Origin of the sequence: Nocardioides mangrovi (assembly GCF_020073815.1) — a bacterium.
GTDB classification, from domain to species: Bacteria; Actinomycetota; Actinomycetes; order Propionibacteriales; family Nocardioidaceae; genus Nocardioides; species Nocardioides mangrovi.
Window position 1 is genome coordinate 800,257 of record NZ_JAIQZJ010000001.1, and the last position, 26,955, is coordinate 827,211.

27 protein-coding genes are annotated in these 26,955 nt (G+C 72.1%); 6 read left to right on the plus strand and 21 right to left on the minus strand.

All coding sequences use genetic code 11. The annotated features are described in order from the left end of the window. Positions 1-9: 9 nt before the first annotated feature. The gene (locus K8U61_RS03805; RefSeq protein WP_224121632.1) at positions 10-231 is read right to left on the minus strand and encodes a hypothetical protein; all 222 of its coding nucleotides are present in this window, start codon (positions 229-231) and stop codon (positions 10-12) included. 46 nt (positions 232-277) lie between these two features. Then, a complete protein-coding gene (locus tag K8U61_RS03810) occupies positions 278-967 on the minus strand; it encodes a ferritin-like fold-containing protein (protein WP_224121633.1) in 690 nt (229 codons plus the stop codon). 251 nt (positions 968-1,218) lie between these two features. On the opposite strand from K8U61_RS03810, the gene K8U61_RS03815 reads away from it, so the two are divergent. Further along, entirely contained in the window at positions 1,219-2,595 is a 1,377-nt protein-coding gene (locus K8U61_RS03815) for a DEAD/DEAH box helicase (protein ID WP_372454190.1), read from the plus strand. A 9-nt stretch (positions 2,596-2,604) separates the two neighbouring features. Here K8U61_RS03815 and K8U61_RS03820 read toward each other — a convergent pair whose 3' ends face one another. Together K8U61_RS03820 and K8U61_RS03825 are read right to left on the minus strand one after the other, a co-directional pair. After that, entirely contained in the window at positions 2,605-3,273 is a 669-nt protein-coding gene (locus K8U61_RS03820; protein ID WP_224121635.1) for a L,D-transpeptidase, read from the minus strand. After that, positions 3,270-4,082 (minus strand): ParA family protein, encoded by an 813-nt coding sequence (locus tag K8U61_RS03825; RefSeq protein ID WP_224121636.1) that lies wholly within the window; start codon positions 4,080-4,082, stop codon positions 3,270-3,272. The genes K8U61_RS03820 and K8U61_RS03825 overlap by 4 nt, the downstream gene beginning before the upstream one ends. A gap of 62 nt (positions 4,083-4,144) precedes the next feature. Between K8U61_RS03825 and K8U61_RS03830 the strand changes: the two genes are divergently transcribed. Then, a complete protein-coding gene (locus K8U61_RS03830; RefSeq protein WP_224121637.1) occupies positions 4,145-4,903 on the plus strand; it encodes an SDR family NAD(P)-dependent oxidoreductase in 759 nt (252 codons plus the stop codon). Between the two features lie 9 nt (positions 4,904-4,912). On the opposite strand, the gene K8U61_RS03835 is transcribed toward K8U61_RS03830, so the two are convergent. Genes K8U61_RS03835 through K8U61_RS03850 form a run of 4 tightly spaced genes read right to left on the minus strand, consistent with a single transcriptional unit; the run spans position 4,913 to position 7,712 of the window. Then, on the minus strand, positions 4,913-5,791 hold the full coding sequence (locus K8U61_RS03835) for a PHP domain-containing protein (RefSeq protein WP_224121638.1): 879 nt from the start codon (positions 5,789-5,791) through the stop codon (positions 4,913-4,915). A gap of 25 nt (positions 5,792-5,816) precedes the next feature. Next, on the minus strand, positions 5,817-6,434 hold the full coding sequence (locus K8U61_RS03840) for a DUF6758 family protein (RefSeq protein WP_224121639.1): 618 nt from the start codon (positions 6,432-6,434) through the stop codon (positions 5,817-5,819). 33 nt (positions 6,435-6,467) lie between these two features. Then, complete coding sequence (locus K8U61_RS03845; protein WP_224121640.1) at positions 6,468-7,034, minus strand: histidine phosphatase family protein; 567 nt, start codon at positions 7,032-7,034, stop codon at positions 6,468-6,470. A 21-nt stretch (positions 7,035-7,055) separates the two neighbouring features. Continuing rightward, complete coding sequence (locus tag K8U61_RS03850; RefSeq protein ID WP_224121641.1) at positions 7,056-7,712, minus strand: potassium channel family protein; 657 nt, start codon at positions 7,710-7,712, stop codon at positions 7,056-7,058. A 107-nt stretch (positions 7,713-7,819) separates the two neighbouring features. On the opposite strand from K8U61_RS03850, the gene K8U61_RS03855 reads away from it, so the two are divergent. Continuing rightward, positions 7,820-9,007: an MFS transporter gene (locus K8U61_RS03855; RefSeq protein WP_224121642.1), complete on the plus strand. Its 1,188-nt coding sequence runs from the start codon at positions 7,820-7,822 to the stop codon at positions 9,005-9,007. On the opposite strand, the gene K8U61_RS03860 is transcribed toward K8U61_RS03855, so the two are convergent. The 3 genes from K8U61_RS03860 to K8U61_RS03870 all read right to left on the minus strand — a co-directional run bounded on the left by K8U61_RS03860 (position 8,979) and on the right by K8U61_RS03870 (position 11,275). Further along, the gene (locus K8U61_RS03860; protein WP_224121643.1) at positions 8,979-10,448 is read right to left on the minus strand and encodes a peptide MFS transporter; all 1,470 of its coding nucleotides are present in this window, start codon (positions 10,446-10,448) and stop codon (positions 8,979-8,981) included. The genes K8U61_RS03855 and K8U61_RS03860 overlap by 29 nt on opposite strands. A 37-nt stretch (positions 10,449-10,485) precedes the next feature. Next, positions 10,486-11,019: a MaoC family dehydratase gene (locus K8U61_RS03865; RefSeq protein WP_224121644.1), complete on the minus strand. Its 534-nt coding sequence runs from the start codon at positions 11,017-11,019 to the stop codon at positions 10,486-10,488. Between the two features lie 70 nt (positions 11,020-11,089). Beyond that, positions 11,090-11,275 carry a DUF5302 domain-containing protein gene (locus tag K8U61_RS03870; protein WP_224121645.1) on the minus strand — a complete coding sequence of 62 codons (186 nt, stop codon included), beginning with the start codon at positions 11,273-11,275 and terminating at the stop codon, positions 11,090-11,092. A 109-nt stretch (positions 11,276-11,384) separates the two neighbouring features. Between K8U61_RS03870 and K8U61_RS03875 the strand changes: the two genes are divergently transcribed. Continuing rightward, positions 11,385-12,407, plus strand: coding sequence for an endonuclease/exonuclease/phosphatase family protein (locus K8U61_RS03875; RefSeq protein ID WP_224121646.1), 1,023 nt, complete (start codon positions 11,385-11,387; stop codon positions 12,405-12,407). Between the two features lie 10 nt (positions 12,408-12,417). Here the strand turns inward: K8U61_RS03875 and K8U61_RS03880 are convergent, their stop codons facing one another. Next, on the minus strand, positions 12,418-13,191 hold the full coding sequence (locus K8U61_RS03880) for a sulfotransferase (RefSeq protein WP_224121647.1): 774 nt from the start codon (positions 13,189-13,191) through the stop codon (positions 12,418-12,420). Positions 13,192-13,204: 13 nt separating this feature from the next. Continuing rightward, the gene (locus K8U61_RS03885; protein WP_224121648.1) at positions 13,205-14,128 is read right to left on the minus strand and encodes a glycosyltransferase family 2 protein; all 924 of its coding nucleotides are present in this window, start codon (positions 14,126-14,128) and stop codon (positions 13,205-13,207) included. A gap of 86 nt (positions 14,129-14,214) precedes the next feature. Here K8U61_RS03885 and K8U61_RS03890 point away from each other — a divergent pair, with 86 nt between their 5' ends. After that, entirely contained in the window at positions 14,215-15,360 is a 1,146-nt protein-coding gene (locus K8U61_RS03890) for a hypothetical protein (RefSeq protein ID WP_224121649.1), read from the plus strand. Between the two features lie 13 nt (positions 15,361-15,373). Here K8U61_RS03890 and K8U61_RS03895 read toward each other — a convergent pair whose 3' ends face one another. The 7 genes from K8U61_RS03895 to K8U61_RS03925 form a co-directional block, all read right to left on the minus strand. Next, positions 15,374-16,387 carry a hypothetical protein gene (locus K8U61_RS03895; protein WP_224121650.1) on the minus strand — a complete coding sequence of 338 codons (1,014 nt, stop codon included), beginning with the start codon at positions 16,385-16,387 and terminating at the stop codon, positions 15,374-15,376. A gap of 44 nt (positions 16,388-16,431) precedes the next feature. After that, positions 16,432-17,625, minus strand: a complete 1,194-nt coding sequence (locus K8U61_RS03900; protein WP_224121651.1) for a coiled-coil domain-containing protein — start codon at positions 17,623-17,625, stop codon at positions 16,432-16,434. 35 nt (positions 17,626-17,660) lie between these two features. Then, on the minus strand, positions 17,661-18,857 hold the full coding sequence (locus K8U61_RS03905; RefSeq protein WP_224121652.1) for an acyl-CoA dehydrogenase family protein: 1,197 nt from the start codon (positions 18,855-18,857) through the stop codon (positions 17,661-17,663). A 120-nt stretch (positions 18,858-18,977) separates the two neighbouring features. After that, a complete protein-coding gene (locus K8U61_RS03910; protein WP_224121653.1) occupies positions 18,978-20,102 on the minus strand; it encodes a hypothetical protein in 1,125 nt (374 codons plus the stop codon). Between the two features lie 15 nt (positions 20,103-20,117). After that, positions 20,118-21,482, minus strand: a complete 1,365-nt coding sequence (locus K8U61_RS03915) for an endonuclease/exonuclease/phosphatase family protein (protein ID WP_224121654.1) — start codon at positions 21,480-21,482, stop codon at positions 20,118-20,120. 111 nt (positions 21,483-21,593) lie between these two features. Then, positions 21,594-23,750, minus strand: a complete 2,157-nt coding sequence (locus K8U61_RS03920) for an acyltransferase family protein (RefSeq protein WP_224121655.1) — start codon at positions 23,748-23,750, stop codon at positions 21,594-21,596. Next, complete coding sequence (locus K8U61_RS03925; RefSeq protein ID WP_224121656.1) at positions 23,740-24,828, minus strand: endonuclease/exonuclease/phosphatase family protein; 1,089 nt, start codon at positions 24,826-24,828, stop codon at positions 23,740-23,742. The genes K8U61_RS03920 and K8U61_RS03925 overlap by 11 nt, the downstream gene beginning before the upstream one ends. A gap of 44 nt (positions 24,829-24,872) precedes the next feature. Here K8U61_RS03925 and K8U61_RS03930 point away from each other — a divergent pair, with 44 nt between their 5' ends. After that, positions 24,873-25,919 (plus strand): glycosyltransferase family protein, encoded by a 1,047-nt coding sequence (locus K8U61_RS03930; protein WP_224121657.1) that lies wholly within the window; start codon positions 24,873-24,875, stop codon positions 25,917-25,919. Here the strand turns inward: K8U61_RS03930 and K8U61_RS03935 are convergent. Continuing rightward, the gene (locus tag K8U61_RS03935; RefSeq protein ID WP_224121658.1) at positions 25,844-26,953 is read right to left on the minus strand and encodes a hypothetical protein; all 1,110 of its coding nucleotides are present in this window, start codon (positions 26,951-26,953) and stop codon (positions 25,844-25,846) included. The two genes, K8U61_RS03930 and K8U61_RS03935, sit on opposite strands and share 76 nt — an antisense overlap. Positions 26,954-26,955: the final 2 nt, after the last annotated feature.

The window sequence follows — 26,955 nt, forward strand, 5'->3', positions numbered from 1 at the left end:
GGGTCGCCGTCAGTCGTCCCAGCAGATCGTCCAGTCGGCGTCGGCGCCGGAGGGGGTTGGGGTGAGGCAGCTGGAGGGGGCGGCGGGGCTCGGAGGCACCGGCTGCGGGTCGTCGGAGGTCAGGTGCGGGACGACCAGGGCGACGAGCGCGGCGACGGCGGCGACGCCGAGGGCGCCGACGACCACGCCGGCGTGCGGCGCGCGTCGCCCGTGGTGCTCGTCACCTGCCATGCAGGGATGGTAAGAGCGAGCGCCGTTCGCGAACGCCGAAACGCGATCAGCTGTCGAGGCCGAGCTCGGCCATCCGCTCCGTGTGCCGCTCGGTGATCCGGGTGAACATCCGACCGATCGCGGCGAGGTCGAGGCCGGGGCGGTCGACGCCGCCGGCGAGCAGCGCCGAGAGCGCATCACGGTCGGCGGCGACCCGCTGGGCCTGGGTGAGGGCCTCCCCCATCAGCCGGCGACCCCAGAGGGCGAGCCGGCCGCCGAGGCGCGGGTCCGCGGCGATGGCGGTCCGGACCCGGTCGACGACGAACGCCGAGTGCCCCGAGTCCTCCAGCGAGGCGACGACGAGGTCGCGGGTGTCGGCGTCGAGGTAGGCCGCGATCTCCCGGTAGAAGTCGTTGGCCATCCCGTCACCGACGTAGGCCTTGATCAGCCCCTCGTACCAGTCGTCGGGGGCGGTGTACTCGTGGAACCGGTCGATCGGCTCCCGGAAGGGCGCCATCGCGGCGAAGGGATCCGCTCCGAGCTGCTCGAGCCGCTCCCGCAACCGCGCGACGTGACCGAGCTCGGCGGAGGCCATCGAGGCGATCGCCAGCTTGTCCTCGAGGCTGGGCGCGAGCTTAGCGTCCTCGGCGAGCCGCTCGAAGGCGGAGATCTCGCCGTACGCGATCGCGCCGAGCAGGTCGACCACCGCCTCCCGATAGGTCGGGTCCTCGAACGCCACGGGTGTGGATGCGGTCACGTGCGCACCCTACCGATAGACTGAACACGTTCCAGGTCGCCCGGGCCACCGCGGCGGCCGCCGTATGTGCGCGGCAGGCGCCCATCGTCGACGCTGACGAAGCCAGCCGCATCCGACATTCACTCGGTTGATTCCGGCTGACTCACGAAAGCGACAAGACCCTGACCACGTTCCGAGAGCTCGGGGTGCTCCCCGAGATCTGCGACGCCCTCGAGCGCGCCAACATCACCACGCCCTTCGCCATCCAGGAGATGACCCTCTCCGTCGCGCTGATGGGCACCGACCTCATCGGCCAGGCCCGCACGGGCACCGGCAAGACCCTCGCCTTCGGCATCCCGGTGCTGCAGCGCAGCGTCGCCCCGAAGGACCCCGACTACGCCGAGATCCCGCAGGGCAAGCCGCAGGCGCTGATCGTCGCCCCGACCCGCGAGCTCGCGCTCCAGGTCTCCAGCGACCTCTCCCTCGCCGGCGCCGACCGCGGCCTCCGGGTCCTGACCGTCTACGGCGGCGTCGGCTACGAGCCCCAGATCGAGGCCCTCGAGGCCGGCGTCGACATCGTCGTCGGTACGCCGGGGCGCCTCATCGACCTCGCCAACCGGCGGGTCCTCGACATCTCCCACGTCCACGCGCTCGTCCTCGACGAGGCCGACGAGATGCTCGACCTCGGCTTCCTGCCCGACGTCGAGAAGATCCTGCGGATGACCCCGGAGACCCGGCAGACGATGCTGTTCTCCGCGACCATGCCGTCCGCGATCGTCGCGCTGGCCCGCATGCACATGCGGCACCCGATGAACATCCGCGCCGAGTCGTCGTACGAGAACGCCACCGTGCCGGCGACCGCCCAGTTCATCTACCAGTGCCACGACCTGGACAAGCCCGAGATCATCGGCCGCATCCTCCAGGCCGAGGACGTCGAGAAGATCATCGTCTTCACCCGCACCAAGCGGCAGGCGCAGCGGGTCGCCGACGACCTGGTCGAGCGCGGCTTCAAGGCCAGCCCGCTGCACGGCGACATGGCCCAGGTGGCCCGCGAGAAGGCGCTGGCGAAGTTCCGCGAGGACAAGATCCAGGTGCTCGTCGCGACCGACGTCGCCGCGCGCGGCATCGACGTCCGCGGCGTCTCGCACGTCATCAACTACACCTGCCCCGAGGACGACAAGACCTACGTCCACCGGATCGGCCGCACCGGCCGCGCCGGCGCGTCGGGCATCGCGATCACGATGGTCGACTGGCAGGACCTGCACCGCTGGAAGCTCATCAACAAGGCCCTCGACCTGCCCTTCGACGAGCCGCTGGAGACCTACTCGAGCTCCGAGCACCTCTTCCACGACCAGGGCATCCCGCCGGGCACCAAGGGCCGGATCGTCGACCCCGCCCCGGTCGAGCGCAAGCCCCGCGAGGACCGCTCGTCCGACCGTGGCGACCGGGGCGACCGCCCCTCGCGCAACCGCAACCGGACCCGCACCCGGACCCGCAGCGGCGAGACCGTCGCCGACTCCGGCCCGGCCGCGAGCTCCGAGGGTGGCAGCAGCGAGGGTGGCGAGTCGAAGGCCGGCGGCAACCGCAACCGGCGTCGCCGCCGTCGTCCGTCCGGCTCGGGCAGCAAGCCCGCCGCCGCGACGGAGTGAGCTGACCGCCTAGGCGGTCACGACGACCTTCGCGCCGATCGGCGCGAAGTCCCAGAGCGCGATCGCGTCCGGAGTGCGCTGCCGGATGCAGCCGTGCGACTGGGGCGTGCCCAGCTGCTGCTTGGTCTGCAGCGGGCTGCCGTCCTTGGTCGGGATCGTGTGGAAGCCGATCGCGGCGCCGCTCGGCCCCTGCGTGAAGCGGACGAAGTACTGCATCACGCCGGAGTCGTCGATGCCGACCGCCCAGCGCGACTTGCTGTAGACCGCGTAGGTGCCGGGGTCGAGGTTGTCGAGCTTGCTGCCGGAGACCAGGTAGGTACGGCGTACGTCGGTCCCGTCGTCGACCAGCCAGACCCGCTGGCGGCTCTGGCTGAAGACGATCCGCTTGCCGGTGCCCGAGCCGGCCGGGAGCGCGGTGTCCTCGGCCGGGTCGTCCGCGCTCTCGGAGACGCGCGGTGAGACCGAGGTGGAGGCGCTGGGGGTCGGCGTGGGCGTGGGCGTCGGCGCGGCCGTCGAGCTGCTCGCCGCGGGGTCGATCCTGGCCGCGGCAGGCCCGCCGGAGGTGCCGGGGAAGCCGGCCACGGCACCGACGACCGCCACCACGGTCACGGTGACCGAGGCGCCGAGGACGGCCAACCGCCCGTAGCGCGGCCGTACCGGGGCCCGGTGCCGGCTCACGACCGGCGCCCTGCCTTCCGGGACTTCTTCGCCTTCGGGCGCTGCGACCGCTCGACCAGGTGGCTGGCGACCTCCCGGTAGGCCTGGGCACCCTTGGACGAGCGGCTGGTCGCGAGGATCGAGCGGCCCGCGGCCGGCGCCTCGGCGAACTTGATCGTCTTGGGGATCGGCGGCTCGACGACCTCGAGGTCGTAGGTCTCGGAGATGGTGTCGAGCACGGCGCGCGCGTGGTTGGTGCGCCCGTCGTACAGCGTGGGCAGCACGCCCCACACCTCGAGGCCGCGGTTGGTGAAGCGGCGTACGTCGTGGACGGTGTCGAGCAGCTGCCCGACGCCGCGGTGGCTGAGCGTCTCGCACTGCAGCGGGATGAGCACGCCGTCGGCGGCGGTGAGCGCCGCGACCGTGAGCACGCCGAGGGAGGGCGGGCAGTCGAGGATCACCCAGTCGTACTCGACCTCGTCCTCCGCCAGCGTCTCGATCATCGTCTTGAGCACGTGCTCGCGGCCGGTGCGGGTGAGCAGCTCGGCCTCGGCGCGGGCGAGCTCGATGGTGGCCGGCACCAGGTCGACGCCGTCGTCGGTCTCGATGATGACCTCGGTGGGGTCGAGGCCCTTGGTCAGCACGTGGTGGACCGAGAGCTCAAGGTCCTCGGGGTCGATGCCGAGGGAGAAGGTGAGGCACGACTGCGGGTCGAGGTCGACCAGCAGGACCGACTGGCCGAGCTCGGCCAGGGCCGCCCCGACGGACGCCACCGTCGTGGTCTTGGCGACGCCACCCTTCTGGTTGGCGATCGCGAGTGTCGTGGTCATCGTGGCCCATCATGCCGGACGGGGGTGCCGACTCCCGGCAGCAACCTGTTTGAATGCGGCGCATGTCTACCGCGCTCGTGACCGGCCCCACCGCCGGCATCGGCAAGTCCTTCGCCCACCAGCTCGCCGCGCAGGGCCACGACCTCGTCCTGGTGGCCCGCGACCGGGCCCGGCTCGAGGAGGAGGCGGCCGAGCTGCGGGCGTCGTACGACGTCGCGGTGGAGGTGCTCCCCGCCGACCTGGTCGACCGCGAGGAGCTCGCCACGGTCGAGGCCCGGCTCGCCGACGCCGACCGCCCGGTCGACCTCCTGGTCAACAACGCCGGCTTCGGCCTGAAGAAGCGCTTCCTGGACAACTCCGCCGACGCGGAGGAGGCGATGCTCGACGTGCTGGTCACCTCGGTGCTGCGGCTGAGCCACGCCGCGCTCGGGCCGATGGCCGAGCGCGGCCACGGCGGCATCATCAACGTCTCGAGCGTCGCGTCCTTCCTGCCCCGGGGGACCTACGGCGCCGCCAAGGCGTGGGTCAACAGCTTCTCGGAGTGGGCGCACTACGAGTACGCCGACCGCGGTGTGGTCGTCACCTGCCTGTGCCCGGGCTTCACCAAGACCGAGTTCCACGAGCGGATGGACGTGCAGCGCGGCTCGGCCCCCGACTTCATGTGGCTCGACGCCGACAAGCTCGTCGAGACCGCGCTCAAGGACCACGCGAAGGGCCGGGCCTGGTCGATCCCGAGCGCGCAGTACAAGACGATCGCGACCGCTGCCCGCTACGTCCCGACCTCGCTGCTGCAGCGCTTCCAGTCGCTGGGCCGCCGCTAGCCCACGGTCTCAGCGGCGTACGACGGTCGGCGTCTCCCGGCTGCTGGCCGCCGAGGCCTCGGCGGCCAGGTCGAGCAGCCGCTCGAGCTGCTCGGGCGCCGTGGTGTTGCAGCCGAGGTCGTGGTCGGTCTTGCCGACCCCGTGGTAGTCGCTGGATCCGGTGGCGACGAGCCCGAGGTCGCGGGCGATCGCCCGCAACCGCTCGCGGGTGGCCTCGTCGTGGTCCTGGTGGTCGACCTCGATGCCGGCCAGGCCGACCTCCTGGAGCTCCCCCAGCGTGGTCTCGTCGGGCCGGCCGAGGCCGCCGCGGCCCCAGGGGTGGGCGATCACGCTGACCCCGCCGGCACCGGCGACCGCACGGATCGCCTCCTCGAGCGGGGCGGCGTAGCGGTCGACGTGGGCCGGCTTGCCCCAGCCGAGGTAGCGGTCGAAGGCGGCGGTCCGGTTGGGCACCACCCCGAGGGTGACCAGCGCGTCGGCGACGTGGGGACGGCCGCTCGCGGCGGCGCCCGGCGCGGCGCGGCGTACGTCGTCCTCGGTGATCTCGATGCCCAGCTGCTGGAGCCGGGCGACCATCACCGGCACCCGCGACTCGCGGCCGTCGAGGACCCGCTGGAGCTCGGCGGCGAGCGGTGGGTACGTCGGGTCGGGCAGGTAGGCCAGCAGGTGGACGCTGCGGTGCCGGTGCCGGGTGCTGATCTCCATGCCGCGCACCAGCGTCAGGCCGGCCGCGCTCGCCTCGTCCGCGGCCTCGGCCCAGCCGTCCGCGGTGTCGTGGTCGGTGATGGCGAAGACGTCGAGACCCGCGGTGGCCGCCGCCCGCACCAGCTCGGCGGGCGTGTCGGTCCCGTCGCTGGCACGCGAGTGCGTGTGCAGGTCGATGCGCACACCCTGACCCTAGTGTCGGGTCCTGTCACCAGCCTGGGCGGTGTCCCCCGAAGGGCAGCTCGACCAGCTGCGGCCCCGCACCCGAGAGGTCGCGGAGGATCCAGTCGTCGCGGAGCAGGAGGAGCGCGGAGGCGGGCCGCAGCACGATCCACAGCCACCGGCCCGCGGCCTCGCCGGCCAGGACCGACCGGTCGAACTCCCCGTCCGAGGTGCTCGTCGAGACGTCCCAGAGGTTGACCGGCTGGCTGCCGATCCGCACCCGCGCCGTCGGCGGCCGGTCGGCGATCTCGTGGCCGGGGTCGTCGTACCGGCTCCCCGCGCAGCGCGCGCCCAGGCCGGTCCCCGCCTCCTCGGCGACGACCAGGACGTCGACCGGCCCGTCCAGCTCGCTGGTCCCGGACGTGCAGGTCAGGGTGCCGCGCGCGTCACGGGTGCCGTCCGCGACCGACGCGAAGTCGGTGACGCTCCACCCCGGGCTGATCGGCCACGGCACGTACGTCGGGAAGTCCTGCGCCTTCGCGAGGTGCTCCGCGAACGCGTCGTACGTCGCCTCCTCCGGCCGCCAGAGCGCGGCCCGTCCCCCGTGGTCGGGACATGGGACCACGGGCGCCGAGCACCGCACGCAGCTGGCCGCCAGCGACATGCGCTCAAGCGTCCGGAACCGGGAGGGCCGCCGTCAAGCGTTCCAGCGACGCAGCACCGGCTCGGCGTGCTCCCAGCCGAGCACCGAGACGGTCGCGGTGTCGAGCTGGAAGAAGCGGCCGGTGGTGACCGGCCGACCCAGCCAGCGGGCGGCGAGGGCGCGCAGCGCGTGGCCGTGCCCGAAGGCGAGCGCGGGGCCGTCGACCGAGCGAGCGCGCGCGACGACGCGGTCGAGCCGGTCGGAGACCTGGTCGGCGGTCTCGCCGCCCGGGGTCGGGTGCGTCCAGATCGTCCAGCCGGGATCGGTCTCGCGGATCTGCGGGGTGGTGATGCCCTCGTAGTCGCCGTAGTCCCACTCGACCAGGTCGTCGTCGACCTCGGCGTCGGGGAAGCCCGCCAGCTCCGCCGTACGACGCGCCCGCTGCCGCGGGCTGGTCAGCACCAGCGCGAAGCCGACCTCCGCCAGCCGGGGCTCCAGGGTGCGCGCGACGTCCTCCCCCTCGGGCAGCAGCGGCAGGTCGGTCGTCGACGTGTGGCGACCCGCGACGCTCCACTCGGTGGGACCGTGCCGGACCAGCCAGAGCTCGTTCACGAGCCCCATTCAACAGGCCGGACGCCAGCCTCAGTCATTCCTGTCCCGTCGGCTCGATCCGTTCACACTCTCGACAAGCCACGCCGCCACGACCGCGGTCACGGATCCGACAACACCGATTCCTACGATCATGAGTGCAGCAGCCACCAGGCGCCCTGTCGTTGTCACGGGATAGAAGTCGCCATATCCGACCGTCGTCACTGTGGTCAGGGCCCACCACAGGGCATCGCCCGACGTCGTGATGGTCGCACCGGGGGCGTCCCTCTCTGCGTCGAGCACGGCCAGAGCGCCCAGACCGGTGGCGGCAACTGCGACACCGGCGACGTACACCGATACACGGCCAGCAAGGTTGCCGACCGCCGACCTGTTCAGGATGCGCGCGAACGCAAGGAGACGTAGTAGCCGAAGCGGTCGAAACACCGGAGCCGCGATCAGCACGACGTCATACCAGTGACGAACCGCGTAGTGGGCGGTGTCTTCGGCCAACCAGAGACGGATGAGGAAGTCGAAGGCGAAGGCCACCCAGATCGTCCAGCTCGCTACGCCGAGGACGTCGCCCAGGTCGTGATCCAGTCCAGGATCGAGGATGGGCCACGCATAGGCGACGAGAAAGGCGACGGCAAGCAGGAGAAGCGGGACTTCACTGGTCCGCTCCCAGCGCTCGACCCGCGATCTGCCGCCCGACATGGCGCTGACACTAGTGATCGCCGACGGCCGACCTCGGACAATCGCCTCGACACGCTTTCGATGGACGCACCGCTCGCAAAGACGCTCGGCGTGCCACGATGCGGGCCATGCCTCTCTCGCGGGCCCGCGCGGCCACCGCCGCCGGCTTCCTCACCCAGGGCCTGATCCTGCTCAGCCTGACCACGCGGCTGCCGGACATCCAGGACAAGTGGGGCTTCTCCGACGTCACGCTGTCGCTCGTGCTGCTGATGATGGTGCTGCTGGCCGGCGTCGGCTCGGTGATCGCCGAGACGCTGGCCAAGCGGCGCGACAGCGCGCTGCTCCTGCGCTCCGGCCTGCTGCTGATCGCGGTCGCCGTCCCGGTCCTCTGCCTGGCCCCCGCCGAGGGCGTCTTCATCGCCGGCATGGCCGGCTACGGCATCGGGCTCGGCGTGGTCGACGCCAGCACCAACATGCAGGCGGTCGCCCTCGAGCACCGCTACGGCCGCCCGATCCTGCCGTCCTTCCACGGCGCCTGGACCCTCGGCGGCGTGTTCGGCGCGCTCATCGGCCTCGCCACCGCGTCGGCCTCGGTCGAGGTCAACGCGGTCGTCGGGGTGCTGCCCCTCGTGGTCGCGTTCGCGCCGTTCCTGCCCCGCGACCACGGCCCGACCGAGCTGCCCGAGGCGCTGGCGGTGCCGTGGCGGCCGATCGTCCTGGTCGGCGTCGCGATGGTGCTCTTCTACATGATCGACACCGGCGTGCAGACCTGGGGACCGCTCTTCCTGGACCACACCTTCACCACGCCGGAGCGGTACGTCGCGCTCGCTGCGCTCGCCTACCTGCTCGCCAGCGGCGCCGTACGCCTCGCCGGCGACGGGCTGGTCGCCCGCTTCGGCGCGGTCCTGGTGCTGCGGGTCGGCGCGCTGGTCGGCGCGGCCTCCCTCGCCGTCGTGGTCTTCTCCCCCACCTGGCAGGTCGCGGTGCTCGGCTTCGCGCTGCTCGGCGCCGGCGTGGCCGTCGTGGCCCCGCTGAGCTTCTCCGCGGCCGCCCGGATCGCCGGCGGCCCCGACGGCGCCGGCCTCGAGCCCGCCGTCCGCCAGGCCCGAGTCGACGCCGTGATCGCCCGCTTCAACCAGTTCAACTACGTCGGCGCGCTGCTCGGCTCGGTGATGACCGGCCTGGTCGGCCAGGACTCCCTGCGGGTCGGCTTCGCGGTGCCGATGGTGCTGGTGCTCGGCATCATCCCGCTGGCCACGGCGTTCGTGCCGAAGGTCGCCGAGGTGGTCAGTGCACCCCGGCCATCAGCCTCCTGATCGGCTTCACCGCAAGCAGGAGCAGCACCCCGACGGCGATCGCGACCAGGCCGATGATCAGGAAGTAGCCGGTCTCGTCCTTCGGGTCGTAGTACTCCGCGAGGCGGCCGGACATGGCCGTGCCGAGGGCGATCGAGAGGAAGTAGAGCGCCACCATCTGGGTGTGGTACCTCGCCGGCGCGAGCTTGGTGGACAGCGACAGCCCGGGCGGGGAGATGAAGAGCTCGGCGAGGGTGAAGACGAGCAGCACCCCGGCCAGCGCCCAGAGGTTGACGGTGTTCTCGCCCTTCGGCAGCGGCAGGAAGAGCAGGAACGCCGCGCCCATCAGCACGGTGCCGACCCCGAACTTCACCGGGGTCGACGGCTGGCGTGAGCCGAGCCGGGTCCACACCGCGGCGAAGACCGGCGCCAGGGCGATGATGAAGACCGGGTTGATCGACTGCACCCACGAGACCGGCATCGTCCAGCCGAAGAAGTCGCGGTCGACGCGCTCGTCGGAGTAGATCGTGACCACCGTGAACTGCTGCTGGTAGAGCGACCAGAAGACCGCGTTGGTGACGAACATCGGCAGGAACGACCAGACCCGGCTGCGTTCGACCGCCGACACCTGGGAGCTGGTGAGCATCAGCGCGAAGTAGAGGATGCTGGCGGCCACGGTCACCCAGATCACCCAGTCGGACAGGTTGCCGGCGTTCATCCAGCCGAGCGCCACGAGCACGGCCACCACGACGACGAACGCGACCAGCGCGGCGACGTACCGGACCCGCTCGGCGGGCTGCAGCGGGTTGGGGACGACGCGGGTCTCGTCGGGGAGCCGGCGGCGGCCGATGGAGTACTGCACGAGCCCGAGGAACATGCCGATCGCGGCGAGCCCGAAGCCCCAGTGGAAGCCCTCGTTCTCCTGGAACCACCCGGTCAGGAGCGGGCCGACGAAGGCGCCGATGTTGATGCCCATGTAGAAGAGCGAGAAGCCCGCGTCGCGACGCTCGTCGTCCTCGCGGTAGAGGGAGCCGACCAGCGAGGTGGCGTTGGCCTTGACGCCGCCGCTGCCGAGCGCGATCAGCGCGAGGCCGATGCCGACGCCGGCGAGGTCGGGGATCAGCGAGAGCGAGATGTGGCCGAGCATGACCACGCAGGCGGCGTAGAAGAGCGTGCGCTCGGCGCCGATCAGCCGGTCGGCGAGCCAGGCGCCGAGGATGGTCGCCAGGTAGACGGCCCCGCCGTACGCGCCGACGATGCCGGTCGCGGTGGCCTTGTCGATGCCCAGGCCGCCCTGGTCGGCGGAGTAGTACAGGTAGATCAGCAGGATGCCCTGCATGCCGTAGAAGCTGAACCGCTCCCACATCTCCACGCCGAAGAGGTTGGCGAGGGGCCAGGGCTGCCCGAAGAAGCCGCGGTCCGGGGTGCTGCTGTCGTGCTGGGCGGTGCTGGAAGTGCTCACCAGAGGACCCTGCCCGGGCCCTCCGGCGAGCAAACGGTCACGCCTGAGCGGGGCCGCTCCAGTTCTTGTCCGGCACCGGGGTGGGGCGGCCGGGCTGCTCGCCGCCGCGGGCCTCGAGGTAGCTGTTCTTCGGCACCATCACCTTGCGCCGGAAGACGCACACCACGGTGCCGTCCTGCTTGTAGCCGATCGTCTCGACGTAGACGACGCCACGGTCGTCCTTCGACTTCGACTCGGTCTTGTCCAGGACCGTGGTCTCGCCGTAGATCGTGTCGCCGTGGAAGGTCGGCGCGACGTGGCGCAGCGACTCGACCTCCAGGTTCGCGATCGCCTTGCCGGAGACGTCCGGGACGGACATGCCGAGCAGGATCGAGTAGATGTAGTTGCCCACGACGACGTTCTTGCCGAACTGCGTGGTCTCCTGCGCGTAGTGCTCGTCGATGTGGAGCGGGTGATGGTTCATCGTGAGCAGGCTGAACAGGTGGTCGTCGTACTCGGTGACCGTCTTGCCGGGCCAGTGCTTGTAGACAGCGCCGACCTCGAACTCCTCATAGCTGCGTCCGAACTGCATGCGGACACTCTGCCCGTACGCCGCGCTCCGCGCACCCGGGGCTACGGGTGGGTAATGTCACGCGGTCGGCTCAGGAACCCCCGCCGCCGGCCTTCCGCCGGTGCATCTGCGGGGCGGCACCGCCGCTCACCTCGGAGCCGTGCGCCTTCTCCTTGAGCGGGGCGTCCTGGTGCACGCCCTTCTCGCGTGAGTTCTTCCGATCCAGTGCCTCCCGCATCTTGGCCTTGAGGTCGTCGTTGGCGTTCGACTCGGGCATCGGTCCTCCTGCGGAAAGGTGGCTGCTGGTCGTGGCCACTCTCGCACGTGGACCCTGGGGCGGCCACCTAGAATCGGCGCCACCAGACCCCGGGGGGACAGGACCGCACGTGGCAAGGAACATCCGCGACCTGGCGCCCCTGGCGTTCCCGGTCGCCGGGCTCGTGGCCGCGATCGGGGTCGCGGTGCTCGTCTTCGCGACCCACCATGGCCCGACGATCCCGGACGGCTCCCCCGGCGCCGCCTCGGTGTCCCAGGGCGCGAAGCCGCGCCCGCACCACGACCCGACCGCCCCCGGCAGCGCGAAGCCGCCGAAGCCCCCGAAGCCGGGCGAGACCTGCGTCCCTGCCGAGCGCACCGACGAGATCACCGTGGTCACCTTCAACATCCACTCGGCGCGGACCGGGACCGGCGCCGTGGGGCTCGCCCAGATCGGCGCCGAGCTGGCCGCGATGAAGCCCGACGTGGTGCTCCTGCAGGAGGTCGACCGGGGCCGGGCCTGGTCGGCCCGGCTCGACATGCCGTCGGTGCTCGCGAAGGACCTCGACATGCACTGGGCCTTCGGCGACAACGTGCGCCGGACGACGACCAACCAGTACGGCACCGCGATCCTCTCGCGCTTCCCGATCGTCAGCTGGCACAACCAGCTGCTCCCCCGCCCGCCCGGCACCCAGCAGCGCGGCCTGCTCGAGACGATCCTCGACATCGACGGCGTCCGCACCCACGTCTACGTGACCCACCTCGAGAACAGCTCGCCGACCGCCCGGCTGCTCCAGATGCGCGCGATCGCGCCGGTCCTCCGGGCCGACACCGGGCCGAAGCTGCTCGGCGGCGACTTCAACAGCGTGAGCACCTCCCCGGTCGGGGCGCTGGCTCGATCGGTGCTCTCCGACACGTGGCGCGCGATCGGGTCCGGGTCCGGCCTGACGGCCCCGGCCGGCGCGCCGCGGGTGCGCATCGACTACCTCTACTACGGCAACGGTGGCGACACGACGATCACGCCCCGGAGCATCGAGGTGATGCCGCGCTCGGCGGTCTCCGACCACCGCGCGGTGCGGGCGACGTACACGCTCTCGACGGGCAGCGCCGACAACGTCTGCGTCCCGGTCATCGGCCAGGACGACCTGCCGTAGGGCGACGCCCCTACGTCCCCTCGCGGCGACCCCGGCTCTTGCCGAAGGGGTAGGGCCCGTGGCCGGTGGTCCGGGTCTCGCGGAGCGCGGCCAGCAGCGCGTCGTCGCAGGAGCCGTGCACGAAGGTCGCGAGCCGCCGCAGCTGCTCGTCGGAGACGGCCTGGTCGTCGCTGGTGACCAGCTCGTAGCGCAGGTCGATCACGCGGTCGGGGCGGGTACGGCGCAGCTCGGCCTGGATCTCCTCGACCCGGCGGATCGCGCCGAGGACCTCGTCGCGGTCGTGGGACTGCCAGAAGCCCGAGCCGACGACGGCCTCCTGGTCGCGCTCGTTGAGCACGTACAGGCAGCCGGGGAAGGTGCGGTCCATGAAGTCGAAGAAGGCCTCGGTCTCGCCCGGCCGGATGCGGTGCCAGAGCACCTCCTTGAAGCCGAGCACGTCGACCTGGTCCGAGGACACCGACCCGAGCAGGTGACCGGTCACCAGCTCACGGGTGCTCTCGACGAAGCTGCGGGGCGTCACGTCGTTGAGCCCGTAGAACGCCGAGTGGCTGGCCTTCGGGTTGTGCTTGAGGTGGATCTTCCGGAAGGCCTGCGCGGTCGCCCGGGCGCGGAAGAGCGGCAGCAGGTAGAAGCCGTTCTCGCCCCGGACCAGGGTGCGCGGCAGGGTGTTGAGCAGGCCCTGGACCAGGGTCGAGCCGGACCGCCCGTAGGTCACCACGAAGACGTAGCGGTAGGTCTTCGGGCGCCGGGCGAAGCGGGCGCGGAGTCTCGACGTTCTCGACATGGGGTGGCCCTCCTCAGACCGTGCCGAGCAGCGTGCTCGGCACCCGGACCAGCGGCTGGTGGCGCAGCGCAGGGACCTGGCCCTGACCGGTGCTGCGGAACCAGTTGCGCTCCTGCTGGACGATCCCCGACAGCTCGACGGTGCGCGGGTCGAACTCCGGGACGCGCTCGGCGTCCACGTCGGCGACGGCCTTGTCGAAGACCTTGAGCAGGTCCTCGGAGCTCCGTGCCCAGCTGGACCCCTTGGCCCGGCCGTCGGCCTCGACCAGGGCTCGCCGGTGCGCCGCGACCTTCTCCAGTCCGTCGCGGTCGGCGAACTTCAGGTGCAGCATGAAGAGCTCGCGGTCGATCGCGAACGGCGCCTCGATGCCGTGGGAGGCCCAGCGCCAGCCGGCGGGGACGCGCTTGACCGACGGCTTGCACATGAGCGGGGTGAACTTCGCGAACCGGCGCTGGTCGAGGACCGGCTCGTCGGGACGCAGCGGGCCTTCGACGCTCGGCACCTGCACGACGTTGAGGGCGAGCGGGGCGAGCACGTCCTGGTCGGGACGGGCGGCGAGGTACGCCGGGAGGTCGGCGTGGTGGACCGGGTCGGGGAGGATGAACTCGTCGGCGTCGACGAAGACGACGTAGTCGTAGACGGCGAGGAAGCCGGCGGCCAGGCCGCTGAGCAGCGTCATCCGGGCCCGCTCGTACCCGGGACCCGGGAGCGCGGGCAGCCGGTGCACCGTGCACGGCAGGTCCTCGGTCGAGCCGTCGCTGCTGTTGTCGTCGAGCACAACGAGGTTCTCGGCTCCGACCTGCGCGGCGTAGTGGCGGACCCAGCGGGGCAGCATCTCGGCCTCGTCGCGGACCATCGTCATCACGCAGACGGTCGGCCGGGACGTCTCGGCCTCCTGCCCCTCGCTGCGGCCGCGGCGGAACAGGGGGCGGGCCATGCGCCGTACTCTAACGGCGCCCTCGAGGACCGGGCGTCGGGGCCGACGCTCCACCGATACCCTGGCCCCTCGTCGAGAGGATTGACATGGCACGCCGGGTGTTCCTGCACATCGGTCCACCGAAGACCGGGACCACGTTCCTCCAGGCCGCGTGGTTCAAGCACCGCCACGTGATGGCGGAGCAGGGCGTGCTCTACCCGGGCGACCAGCTGATGGACCAGTTCCGCGCCTCGGCGGTCGTGCTCGACAAGTCGCGGGTGACCGACCGGATGCCGGCCGCGGATCTCGCGTCGTGGGAGCGGCTCAGCGACGCGGTGCGCGCGTGGGACGGCGACGCGATCCTGAGCAGCGAGCACTACGCCATCGCGAAGGGGCCGCGGGTCCGCGCCGTCCTGGACGCGGTCGCCGACCTCGGCACCGAGCTGCACCTCGTGGTGACGGCGCGTGACCTGGCACGCTTGCTCCCGGCGGCCTGGCAGCAGAGCATCAAGCAGGGGAACGACGAGACCTTCGACGCTTACTGGCGCGGGCTTGCAGAGGAGCCGCACCAGCCGTTCTGGCGTGCGCAGGACCTCCCGCGGCTGCTCGACCGGTGGGCGGCCGATCTCCCGCCCGAGCGGGTGCACCTCGTGGTCCACGGCCGGCCCGGCACCCCCCACACGCTGCTGTGGGAGCGGATGTGCGCCGTCACCGGCGTCGACGCGGGGATCCTGAAGGAGGTCGACCGGACCAACGAGTCCCTCGGCATCGTCCAGGTGGAGTTCCTCCGGCGGGTCAACGCCGGCCTGCCGACCGACCGGGACCGGATGGACATGGGCCGGATGACGAAGAACTACATCACCAAGGAGGTGCTCGCGCTCACGGGTACCTCCACCCCGCTCGCCCTCCCCGACGAGGCCCGCGCGTGGCTGGTCGAGGTCGGCGACCGGGTCGTGGCCGAGCTGGAGACGAGGCCGTACGACGTCGTCGGCGATCTCGCCGACCTGCGGGGGGATGCCGAGGGCCGGCCGGGGCGCACCCCCGACTCGGTCAGCGACGCGGAGGTCGCCGACGTGGCGTCGGCGGCGTTCGCCCAGATGATGGTGCACGAGCTCGAGCGCAGGCGCGCCCAGCGGAACCGTCAGGCGGCTGCGGCGACCAGGCGCACCGCGAAACGGGCAGCGAAGAAGGTCGCCGCTCCCCCGCCGGGGCTGCTGGGTCGGCTGCGCCGCCGCCTGGCGGGCACCCGGTAGCCGGTCCCTGCGGCTACTTCCTGCCCTTCGGCCTCATTCGCCGCGCCAGGCCCTCCAGCCCGGCGACCGCGGCCGCGAGCTGCTCCTCCACCGGGACCGACGCGGGTGCGACACCGGGCACCGTCAGCGGCTCGAGCTCGGCGAGGTCGCCGACGACCCGGACGCCCGATCCGCGCAGCCCCTCGATCATCTTCCGCGAGCGCTGGTGCAGCCACGCCGGCGGCTCGAAGCCGACCGGCGGCTCCGCGCCGCGGCGGGCGCCGAGGGTCTTCTTCGCGAGGGGCTGCTTGACCCTCCGGACGTACTGGCCGTAGTCGAGGTCCTCGACGCGCGTGTTGAGCAGACGGAGCACCTCGGCCGACGCCGCCCCGAGGGACTCGTTGGCCGGGCCCGGCAGCTCCACGCCCGACGGGTCGACGCCGAGCGCCTCGGCGAAGCGCTGCCACAGCAGCTCGACGGTCGCGCCCGGGCGGGGCACGGTCACCACGGTCACGCCGGAGACCCCGGGCCCGGCAGCCCAGCGGCGCGCCACCGCGTCGGCATTCTGCTCGCGCCAGAAACGCCGGCCGAGGCCCTCCGCACGTGCCTGGACGCCGGCGACGTAGGCGTCGTAGGTGATGTCCCGGCCGTTCTTGAGCGCCTCCTGCCACATGGCGGGGACGCCGCGGCCCAGGTCGCGCGCCGTCACGAACACCTCGACGGGCAGGCCGCCGAGGGACTCGACCACCTCGGCGATCTTGGCGGGGCCGGCGGGGCCGAGGTACTCCATGGAGATCAGGGAGGTCCCGGGGAAGGCCGCGGCCTCGTCGACCAGGGACTGCCAGGCGCCGTCCTCGGGCTCGAGGGCGACGCGCTGGCGGTCGAGCACGTCGCTGACACCCCGCACCTGGGCGGCCCAGTTGTGGCCGAGGAAGAGCACGCCGCGCTCGGCCAGGAGGTCCCGGTTGCCGGCCGCCAGACGCTGCACGAAGCTGGTGCCGGACTTCATCAGTCCGACGTGCAGTACGACCCGTTGCGACACGTCCACTCCCGCCTCGTCCACTCTCCCGCAGCCCGCCCTCCGAGCCGGGTCTAGCCTAGGAGGCGCCGCCGCCACCGGGCGGCACGGGTCTCCGGCGGCAGCCGGAGCTCGGCCACCTCGGCGGCCAGGGCGTCGTTCTGCTCCTCGAGCTCCTCGATCCGGGCCCGCAGGTCTCGCGTCCGCAGGAGCATCTGGGCGACCACGTCCGGCATCCCGGCGAGCACCTCGTCAGCGGTCACGGTGTCCGGGTGCGGCGTCCCGGACGGCACGGGCGGCGAGATCAGCTCGTCGAGGTCGCCGTGCACCTGGTAGCCGCCGGTCCGGACCTTCTCCACCCACGCGTGCGCGAGCGGTGCGACCCGGTCGGCGACCGGGGCCGGGGTGATCGCGCGACGGGAGTCGACCGTGCTCAGCACGGACTGGGCGAACCAGCGCTTGACGACCTCGGCGTACCACGGCTGCGGCAGCCGGTCGCCGAGCGCGTCGAGCACCTCCCGGAGGAAGGCGACCTGCGGCGCGCCGAGGGACTCGTTGCGCCGTGACACCCGGGAGAGGTCGACGACGTCGGGCGGGAACCCGAGCGCGTCCGCGAACCGGTGCCAGAGCAGGTCCGGCTCGCCGCCCCGGCTGGGCGTGACGACGACGTGGATCCGCTCGGGCGGCGCCACCCGCTCCCAGTGGTCGAGGAGCCAGGCGAGGTTGTGCCCGCGCCAGAAGCCGGCCTCGGCCGGATCGGTCGGCAGGCCCTCGAGGACGCTCGCGGCGAACTCGTCGAAGGACTCGGCGAAGCCGTTCTTCACCCGTTCCTGCCAGCGGGCGGCCATCATCCGGACCGGGTCGCGCACGGTCAGCACGACGTGCGGCTCGAAGTCGGTGAGACGAGCGGCGATCTTCTTGATCTGCTTGGTGCGCGCCGTACCGAAGTTCTCGTGGCTGATCACCACGTCGAGGTCCATGCGCCGCCCCCGCCGCAGCAGGTGGTCGAAGGTCCCCTCGACCTGCTCCGCGGTGAGGCCCCACTGCTCGGGATCGCCGGTCATCTCCACGGCGGCGTGGAACATCCCCTCCTGCTGGACGTAGGGGTAGATGAACCCGTGCTGCTTCAACGCCTCGCGATTGTTGGCGAGGATCGCCTGGAGGTACGTCGAGCCGCTCTTCGGCATGCCGACGTGCAGGAACAGCCGGTGCCTCGTCGGGGGCTGTTCGGGCGCGGGCGCCTCGGGCACCTCGTGCGCGTCGGACATGGGGGTGAATCTATCGGCAGCGCGGACGCGAGCGATCAGCCGAGCTTGTAGTCCTTGAGCAGCGCGCGGCCGATGATCATCTTCTGGATGTCGGAGGTGCCCTCACCGATGAGCATGAACGCGGCCTCGCGGTAGAGACGCTCGATCTCGTACTCCTTGGAGTAGCCGTAGCCGCCGTGGATCCGGAAGGAGTCCTGGACGACCTCGTTGCAGTACTCCGCCGCGAGCATCTTCGCCATCCCCGCCTCGACGTCGTTGCGCTCGCCCTTGTCCTTCATCCCGGCGGCGCGGACCATCATCGTGTGCGCGGCCTCGACCTTGGTCGCCATCTCCGCGAGGCGGAACATGATCGCCTGGTGCTCCGCGATCGGCTTGCCGAAGGTCTCGCGCTGCTGGGCGTAGGCGATGGCCAGCTCGAAGGCGCGCAGCGCGATGCCGCACGCCCGCGCAGCGACGTTGACGCGGCCGACCTCGACGCCGTCCATCATCTGGTAGAAGCCCTTGCCGGGCTCGCCGCCGAGGACCTGGTCCGCGGCGATCTGGTGGCCCTCGAAGATCGCCTCGGTGGTGTCGACGCCCTTGTAGCCCATCTTGTCGATCTTGCCGGGGATCGTGATGCCCTGGCCGACCTCGCCGAAGCCGGGCTCCTTCTCCACCAGGAACGTCGTCATGTTCCGGTAGACGCTGTCGGCACCCTCGTCGGTCTTGGTGAGCAGCGCGATCAGGGTCGAGGTGCCGCCGTTGGTCAGCCACATCTTCTGACCGGTGATCGAGTACGACCCGTCCTCGGCCTTGGTGGCCTTGGTGGTGATCGCCGAGACGTCCGAGCCCAGGCCCGGCTCCGACATCGAGAAGGCGCCACGCACCTCACCGGCAGCCATCCGGGGCAGGTACTTCTGCTTCTGCTCCTCGGTGCCGTGCTGCATGATCATGTAGGCCACGATGAAGTGGGTGTTGATCACGCCGGACACGCTCATCCAGCCACGCGCGATCTCCTCCACGCACAGCGCGTAGGTCAGCAGCGACTCGCCCAGGCCGTCGTACTCCTCGGGGATCATCAGCCCGAAGATCCCCAGCTCCTTGAGGCCGTCGACGATCTCCTGCGGATACTCGTCCGCGTGCTCGAGCTCGGTGGCGACCGGCAGGATCTTCTCGTCCACGAAGCGGCGCACCGCCTTGAGGATCTCCTGCTGGTCCTCGGAGAGGCCGTCGGTCTGACACAAGCGACCCATGATGGATCCTTCCTGAGGGGCTGCTGGACCGGCAGCGATGCTAGCCGGACCTGACTCGCCGGTAACCGGCGTGTGACGTGGTCAATCGGTGAGGGATCTCACTCCGCCCTCACTCCACCCTCACTCCGCCGCCGTCGAGCGGCCGGTACGCCGGGGGCGCAGCCGGTCGAGGACGCCGGGACGGTCGACGCGGATGGCGCCGGTGCGGCGCTCGGCCTCGGTCTCCCCGCGCTCGGCCAGGAGCGTCGCGAGCGCGGAGACCGCCGACGCGGCGACGTCCCTCTCCCGAGGCCGACCGGAGCCGATGTCGAACGCGGCGTCGGGGCAGCGCAGGTCGTCGAGCGAGCCCTCGACCCGGTAGCCGGCAGCGGCGAGGGCCGCGATCTGGCGCTCGGCCGCGGCCTCGCACCAGGCGCGGAACTCGGCCGGCACCAGGCTCCGCTCCCCCGCCTGCCGGCCGAGCACCTGCGTGCCGAAGGACCGCTTGACGACGTCGTTGTAGACATAGCGCCGGTGCACCTCGTCGGGCAGCTCGGCGTTGACCCGGCGCAGCAGGTCGACCTGGACCCGCCCGAGGCTGGAGTTGCTGGGCCGGTCCTCGGGCACCAGCAGGCCCGGGTCGACCTCGAGGACGGAGGAGAACCGCTCCAGCAGCAGCGTCAGGGGGCTGCCGGGCGGCGGGACCGTGACCAGGTGCATCCGCTCGGGGCCCAGCGCCTTCGACCACCGGCGCAGGACGCCGGCGGCGTCGAGGTGGATCCACGGCTGCTTGAGCCGGCCGGCCTCCTCGAGCCGCTGCAGCTTGCGCAGGTAGCGCTCGAGCCGGGCGGTGCCGCCCGCCTTCACGTGCTCCTGCCACGACGACGGCAGCTGCCGGGCCAGGTCGCGGACCGTCACGACGACATGGACCTCGCGGTCGCCACACATCTCCAGCAGCCGGACGATCTGGCCCGGCCCGGCGCCGGCCAGCGACTCCTGGCTGAAGACCGCCCGCGAGCCGGTCGCCCGGTCGAGCTGGGCGCGGAACCGCTCGACGATGTTGCGGTCGGACTCCTCGTCGCGGCGCGACTCGTAGCGGTTGCGGACGACGACCATCAGCTCGAAGCACTCGCGCTTGCTCGGCGGGACGAGGTCGAGCCCCTGCGCGGCCAGGCCGTCGGCGCCGGCCAGCAGGGCCGCCTGGAGGTAGGAGGTGCCGGTCTTCTGGAGGCCGACGTGGAGGTAGAGCCGGCGCGGGTCAGCCACGCGGCCAGCCTACGGTCAGCCGATCACCCGGAGCATGCTGACGCCCTGGTTGAGGGCCAGCGGGCCGACGTTCACCGAGACGGTGGACTTCTTGAGGACCAGGTCCTGGGTGAGCTTGCGGCTGATGTCGTAGCGGGTCTGCCAGGCACCGGTGGCGTCGCTGACCATCAGCAGCGAGTGCGGCACGTTCGCGGCCCGCCACTTCTTCACGCAGGACGCCGGGCAGGCGTGCAGCCAGCTGTCGGGGTCGCCGCTGTTGGCGAGTGCCCGGGCGAGCCGCTGCTGCTGGACGGTCGGGTGGTTGTTGGCCGTGGTCACCCGGACGTGGACACCGCGGGCGACGGCCTTCTTGCTCGCCTTGAGCAGCCCGCCGAGGGCGAACTGCGGGGTCGCGAACCGGACCGTCGAGCCGGGCTCCGCGGCGCGGATCGCGCCGCTGAGCTCGGTGAGGACCGCGCGCTGCGCGGTCGCGTCGCCGCCCGGCTGGTTGCCGAAGACCGTGGTGTCGGTCGGCGGGTCGGTCGCCCAGGTCAGCCCGGCGACGACCGCGTCGTGGTCGGAGCGAAGCTCGACGGGGTACTGCAGCACCGGCGCGAGCACCTCGGGCTGGCTGCCGAAGATGTAGTCGATGGTGTTGCCGTGGTGGTCGCCGGTCGGGAAGTAGGCGCCCAGCGAGTCGTACGTCGGCACCAGGCCGTCCGCGGCGACGATGTCGCGCGGGTAGCGACCGCTCGTGTAGTGGACGTTGAAGTCGCCGCCGACCAGCACGGGCCCGGACGGCGCGAGCCGGCTGACGAGCATGCCGAGCCGCTTCATCGAGCGGTCCAGCAGGTCGGGCATGCCCTTCGTGAGCGGCGCGATGTGCGCGGAGACCACGGAGACGACCCGACCGTCGACACCCTGGAGGGTCACCCAGTTGGCCCAGCGGCGCCCGAGCTCGACCTGCTTGCCCGGCGGCTTGCCGCGCCAGTTGCTGATCATGAAGGAGCCCTCGTCGAGCGCGGTCCAGCGGTCGGTGCGCCACGCGACGGGGGTCGCGGCGGTGAACCGGTCGGTCATGTCGCGGTAGATCGAGTAGCCGGTCGGCGCCATCACCGCGTCGCTGCGGAAGGGCACCTCGTTGTAGGTGACGAAGTCGGGCTGCAGGCCCAGCACCGTCGCGACGTCCTTCTGGAAGCGCTCGACGGTCAGGCCGGTGTAGATGTTGGCCTGCACCATGGTCACGTCGGCGACCGGGTCGGTGCCCGGGTCGGAGCCGTTGCCCCCGGCGCGCTTGTCGGCCTGGGCGATCGGCGCGGTGCCGACGGCGGTGCCGACCAGCATCGCGAGGACGGCGCCGGCGGTCGCCACGCGGCGCCGCCAGGGGGTGTTGCTGCCCATGCCAGGGACCTCCGAGGGGGGTTCGCGCCCCCACCGGGCGCTACGTCACATCAATCACAACATTCACATCCGTCACGGGGCAACCGGTTCCGGAGAACTACAGACGTGTAGTTATCGGGTCACGCCCAACGCCGCCGCCAACGGGGTCGCGAGCCAGCGCGCGTAGTCCGGGGTGACGTGCTCGGAGTCGCGCAGGGTGATGTACTTCCCCACCACCGACGGGCACAGGTCCTGGGCGCAGAACCACGGCCCTGCATCGACGACGCCCGCCCCCGCGGCGCGCGCCGCCCGGAAGGACGCCTCGGCCTCGCGGTGCGCGTAGGGCCCGGGCGGGAAGGCGCAGTCGCCGAGGTCGGGGTGCCCCTGGCTCAAGCAGACGCCGGTCTCCCGGGGCAGCTTCGGGGTGTTGCCGACGACGAACACCCGGCCGGTGTCCGCCTCGAGGTCGTCGAACAGCTCCTCCCACCCCTGCTGGAGGACGGCGAGGTAGTGGTCGAAGTCCGAGCGGTTGCCGACCACGGCCCCGCTGCCGGCGTCCGCCGTCGGGTCCTCGTACCAGTTGGCCGAGGTGGAGACGACGACCAGGTCGGGATGGATCGAGGCGATGGTCTGCTTCGCCCAGGCCTTGAAGTCCTCGCACGGGTCCCACCGGCGGCCCGTGGCCCGGTCGATCTGGACCAGGTCGGTGGCCGAGCACCCGCTGTAGACCAGCACGTAGACCTTGAAGCCGTACTTCTTCCCGATCTCGTCGATGCCCGGCGAGAGCGCGCGGGCGTGGGAGTCGCCGAGCACCACGATGCTGCGGTCGGCGTCCGGGTCGCCGATCGGGCAGAGCTCGCGGGTGCCGGTGCGGTAGTCGCAGGCGCCGAGCGACGCGGTCTGCGCGCGGAGGTCGAACAGCCCGGGCGTGAGGTCGCCGGGGACCGCCCGGCCCTGCTTCGCCGCGAGAACGGATGCACGGACGAGGGCGACGTACGGGTCCGGGCCGAGCTTCTCGGTCCCGCCGTACTCCGCGGTGCTGATCGGCGGCTCGTGGGAGAACTCCCCCAGCTGGTAGCGGACGTACTGGGTCGAGCCGACGACCGTCACGAGCACCATCGCGATCGCGACCGGGTAGATGAGCAGGGCCCGACCGCGCCGCTTCCAGGTGCCGTGGCGGAAGGGCGTCTCGATCCACCGGTAGCTCGCCCAGCTGAGGACGAAGACGAAGACGAGCGTCCCGCCGCGGACGGCCGGACGGTCGAAGCTCTCGACGCCGAGGTGGCTGCGCAGCAGCACGATGATCGGCCAGTGCCACAGGTAGAGCGAGTAGGACCAGTCGCCCACCGCGACCGCCGGTCGCAGCGACAGGACGCGGCCGACGACGGTCGTGCCGCCTCCGCCGCCGGCGGCGATCAGCGCGACCGTCCCGAGCACCGGGACGAGCGCCCAGCCGCTGGGGAAGGAGGTCGTGGCCGAGAAGAAGAGGGCCGCGACCGCGATCGCCCCGATCCCGGCCAGCGCGAGGACCTGGCGCGCCGCGGCGGGCAGCGCCTCACGCCGGATCAGCAGCGCGAGGGCCGCCCCGGCGCCGAGCTCCCAGGCGCGGGTCAGCGTGGAGAAGTACGCCGTGACGGGCGAGTCGTAGGTCGCCCACACCGACCACGCGAGCGAGAGCACGCAGAGCGCCACGGTGAGCACGCCCGCGTCGCGGCGGAAGGTCCGCGCCGAGCCGCGGCGGCGCCAGCGCACCAGCAGCAGGACGCCGAGCAGGAGCGCCGGCCAGACGAGGTAGAACTGCTCCTCGACCGAGAGCGACCAGTAGTGACGCAGCGGCGAGGGCGGCTGGCCGATCGCGAAGTAGTCGGTGCCGACGTCGGCCATCCGGATGTTCGCACCGAAGAAGGTCACCCACACCGCGTCGGTGAGGATCGTGCGCACCCGCAGCAGCGGCAGCGTGACCAGCGAGACGGCGACCGTGGCCAGGGTGACCACGGTGGCCGCCGGCACGATCCGGCGGGCCCGGCGGGCGTAGAAGTCGGCGAGCGAGATGCGGCCACGGCGTACGACGTCGCCGAGCAGCAGCGAGGTGATCAGGTAGCCGGAGACGACGAAGAAGACGTCGACGCCGACGAAGCCACCGGTCAGCGTGCCCGGCGCGAGGTGGTTGGCGATCACCAGGAGCACCGCCAGCGCCCGGATGCCCTGGATGTCGGGCCGGAAGGTCAGTCCGTGACCGGGTGCGTCGCTGGGGGGTGTGCCGGTGTCGGTCGCCGCCTCACTCGACATGCGCGGTGGCACTGATGAAGTAGTGGTCGCTGATCCGGTTGGTGACCGGGCTGGTGTCGCGCCAGTAGCCGCTCCAGGAGATCTCCGAGGAGCCGACGACCCAGTCGACCGGGATCGGGCTCCGCGGCGGGACGCAGCCGGACGCGTAGCTGCCGCCGTTGGGCGCCGTCAGCGACGCCTGCGGGACCACGTTGCAGTAGAAGAGCTCGCGGTCGTTCATGTCGCCGGTCACGAAGACGGGCAGACCGCTCTCGGCACGGAGGTTGTTGACCACCGCGACCAGCGACGCGCGGCCGCGCTGGCGCTCGGCGGTGTACCGGCCGGCGCCGGCGGAGGGGTGGGTGTTGACGACGTAGAACTCGCGCCCGGTCGCGTTGTCCTCGAGCCGGAGGATCGGCTGCGGGTGCGGGTGGCTCATGAACGTGATCGTGAAGGAGCTGCCGCTGACGAAGGTGAAGCGGCTGGCGTCGTAGAGGATCGAGTTGTCGGTCTCCGTCGAGCCCCACGCGGTCCCCGGCCAGGCCGTCAGCCCGGTGCGCGAGGTGAGCGCGGCGAGCTGGTCGGGCTGGGTCTCCTGGGTGCCGACGATGTCGACGCCGTGGCGGATCATCAGGTTGGCCGCGCCGACCGAGCGGGTCGCGGCCGCCGGGTAGCGGCTGCGCTCGCCACCCGGGCCCGTGTGCTGGCTGCCGAGCACGTTGAAGGTACCGATCGTCAGGTCGAACGGCGCGGTCGGCTCCTCCTCCGCCTTGCGCGCGGTCCGCTGCGCGGCCTTACGGACCAGCTCGACCTGGGGCTTCTTCACCAGCGTGCGCGCCTGGACCACCGGCTGGGGGTCACTGGCCGGGGCGATGCTGGCGGCGGCGCGCGAGGCGCCGGCGGCCGGGGTCTTCGTCCTCGCCCCACCCAGGTCGGCGGCCGCGACCCGGGCCCCGTCGGTGGTGGTCTCGTCGCCCGACCCGGAGAGTCGGATCGCCGCGAAGACCGCGGTGCCGAGGCTCGCCACGATGAGGATCGTCAGCAGCGTCGTGAGCCGTCGCCCGGCCGGTTGAGGTGCTCGGTGGGCATGGCGCGACACCGAGGAAGGCTAACACCCGCTCACCGGTTGCTAGCCTTCCGCACATGCTCTTCACGGCCTCGACGGTCAAGGATTCCCTCGAGAACGTGGAGTTCTTCGTGGCCGCCAACCTCGCCTCCGGGGTGGACCACATGGTGGTCTTCCTCGACGCTCCCGAGGCGCGGGGCCAGGGCGAGGTCGCGGCGGCGCTGGACGCTCACCCGCACGTCACGTGCGTGCCGACGCGGCGCGCCGACTGGTGGGCCGGCGACCGGCCGCAGAGCCTCAACATGCGCCAGCGGATCAACGCCAACTGGACCCGGTCGGTGCTCGAGCCCTTCGACTGGGCCGAGTGGCTCTTCCACGTCGACGGCGACGAGGTCGCGTGCCTGGACCGCGACGCGCTGGACGCGGTCCCGGCGGGCGTCGACTCCGTCTGGCTGCCGCCCTGGGAGGCCGTCAGCGAGTGGGACCGGTCGGGTCGTCCGACCCGCTTCAAGCGACTGCTCGAGGACGGAGACCTCAACCTCCTGCACGTCCTGGGCGCCGTCGACGAGCCGTCCAACCAGAGCTACTTCCACGGCCACGTCATGGGCAAGTCCGGCGTCCGGCCGGGCTCCGGGCTCGGCCTGACCCTCCACGTGCCCGTCACCGCCGACGGCGAGCGACCCGAGCGCCACGAGGACCCGCGGCTGTGCGTGCTCCACTACGACGCACCGTCCGGTGAGGAGTTCGTGCGCAAGTGGACGGCGCTCGCCAAGGCCGGCCCGACCCGCTACCGCACCTCGCGGCAGCCGTCGGCGCGAGCCCTCAAGCGGCTCGTCTCGAGCGACCTGCCGCCCGAGACACGGGACAAGTACCTGCGCCGGATCTACGACCTCACCACCCGCGACGACGTCGAGCTCCTCGGCGACCTCCGGCTGCTCGCCGACCGCGACCCGCTCGCCGCCGGCGGCACCCCCGCGGACTTCCCCGCCGGCGCCCGCGAGGCCCTCGCCGAGCGGGTGACGGCGCTGTCCGCCGGCCCGAAGGCGGGCTACTTCGTCGAGGACCCGCGACCGGGGAACGACCGCCAGTCCCGCTGGCGCAAGCGCCTCAGCCCGCGGGACTGACCCGGCTCCTCCTGCTGCCGCGCCTCGCGCAGCGCCCGGACGTCGCCGAGCATCGTGGCCGCGAGGTCGACGGCGACGTCCGCGACCTCGGCGTCGGTCACCGACGTGGTGCTCCGCCGCGGCTCCAGCTCGGCCGGCACCCGCAGGTGCTCCAGCTCGCCGACCACGTCGTACGGCGCACCCCGGAGGTGCTCGATCGCGGCCTCACCCCGTCGACGACAGTCCTCGACCTGGTCCGGCTCGGGCCAGAACGACTCGCCCCGCCGCGGCACCAGGCGCTCGTCGGCCAGGAAGGTCCGGAGGTAGACGCCCTTGTCGAAGGCCTTCGTGAAGCCCTCGAGCCGGCCGTTGATGCGCCGCAGCGTCTCGGCCTCGGCGACCCCCATCGAGGTGTTGGGGAACGAGCCGGCCAGGTCGATCCCGTCCGGGTCGACGCCGAGGATGCCGGCGAAGCGCAGCCAGACGTCCTCGCGGGGCGCCCCGGGCGTCAGCACCAGGACGTGCACGCGCTCGGGCGGCACCGCCGCGGCCCAGCGCTCGAGGACCAGCCGCAGGTCGAGGGTCCGCCAGTTCCAGATGTCGGTCGGCCGGACCGAGACGTCGCGGCCGTAGTCGGCCATCGGCGTGGTCGAGCCGTTCTTCAGGCTCTCCTGCCAGCTCGCGGTGAAAAGACCCAGCGGCTCCCGCGCGGTGACCACCAGGTGCACCTCGGCCGGAGCCAGGGCCGCCACCATCGCGACGGCCTGTTCCGTGGCGGCGGCGGCGAAGAACTCGTGGCTGATCAGCCCGGTGCCCGCAGAGCGGTCCAGCTCGGCGCGGATCCGGTCCCAGGCGGTCCGGTGCTGCTCGGGCGCCCGGGTGTGGCTGCGCTGCTCCCGCACCGTGCGCGACGCCCACAGGTGGTCGCGCCGCTCCTCCCCCGGGACGACGAGGCCGCGCTCGCGCAGCGCGTCCCGGTTGGACCAGATGATCGTCTGCAGGTAGGTCGTCGCGGTCTTGGGCAGGCCGATGTGGACGAAGACCCGCTCGGTCATCG

Coding starts and splice junctions, on each gene's coding strand:
- K8U61_RS03915 (WP_224121654.1), bottom strand. CDS start 21,482: ATGGGCAGCAACACCCCCTGGCGGCGCCGCGTGGCGACCGCCGGCGCC.
- K8U61_RS03865 (WP_224121644.1), bottom strand. CDS start 11,019: ATGCAGTTCGGACGCAGCTATGAGGAGTTCGAGGTCGGCGCTGTCTAC.
- K8U61_RS03840 (WP_224121639.1), bottom strand. CDS start 6,434: ATGTCGCTGGCGGCCAGCTGCGTGCGGTGCTCGGCGCCCGTGGTCCCA.
- K8U61_RS03830 (WP_224121637.1), top strand. CDS start 4,145: ATGTCTACCGCGCTCGTGACCGGCCCCACCGCCGGCATCGGCAAGTCC.
- K8U61_RS03920 (WP_224121655.1), bottom strand. CDS start 23,750: ATGTCGAGTGAGGCGGCGACCGACACCGGCACACCCCCCAGCGACGCA.
- K8U61_RS03890 (WP_224121649.1), top strand. CDS start 14,215: ATGGCACGCCGGGTGTTCCTGCACATCGGTCCACCGAAGACCGGGACC.
- K8U61_RS03930 (WP_224121657.1), top strand. CDS start 24,873: ATGCTCTTCACGGCCTCGACGGTCAAGGATTCCCTCGAGAACGTGGAG.
- K8U61_RS03815 (WP_372454190.1), top strand. CDS start 1,219: ATGACCCTCTCCGTCGCGCTGATGGGCACCGACCTCATCGGCCAGGCC.
- K8U61_RS03855 (WP_224121642.1), top strand. CDS start 7,820: ATGCCTCTCTCGCGGGCCCGCGCGGCCACCGCCGCCGGCTTCCTCACC.
- K8U61_RS03885 (WP_224121648.1), bottom strand. CDS start 14,128: ATGGCCCGCCCCCTGTTCCGCCGCGGCCGCAGCGAGGGGCAGGAGGCC.
- K8U61_RS03905 (WP_224121652.1), bottom strand. CDS start 18,857: ATGGGTCGCTTGTGTCAGACCGACGGCCTCTCCGAGGACCAGCAGGAG.
- K8U61_RS03805 (WP_224121632.1), bottom strand. CDS start 231: ATGGCAGGTGACGAGCACCACGGGCGACGCGCGCCGCACGCCGGCGTG.
- K8U61_RS03870 (WP_224121645.1), bottom strand. CDS start 11,275: ATGCCCGAGTCGAACGCCAACGACGACCTCAAGGCCAAGATGCGGGAG.
- K8U61_RS03845 (WP_224121640.1), bottom strand. CDS start 7,034: ATGGGGCTCGTGAACGAGCTCTGGCTGGTCCGGCACGGTCCCACCGAG.
- K8U61_RS03900 (WP_224121651.1), bottom strand. CDS start 17,625: ATGTCCGACGCGCACGAGGTGCCCGAGGCGCCCGCGCCCGAACAGCCC.
- K8U61_RS03825 (WP_224121636.1), bottom strand. CDS start 4,082: ATGACCACGACACTCGCGATCGCCAACCAGAAGGGTGGCGTCGCCAAG.
- K8U61_RS03880 (WP_224121647.1), bottom strand. CDS start 13,191: ATGTCGAGAACGTCGAGACTCCGCGCCCGCTTCGCCCGGCGCCCGAAG.
- K8U61_RS03850 (WP_224121641.1), bottom strand. CDS start 7,712: ATGTCGGGCGGCAGATCGCGGGTCGAGCGCTGGGAGCGGACCAGTGAA.
- K8U61_RS03935 (WP_224121658.1), bottom strand. CDS start 26,953: ATGACCGAGCGGGTCTTCGTCCACATCGGCCTGCCCAAGACCGCGACG.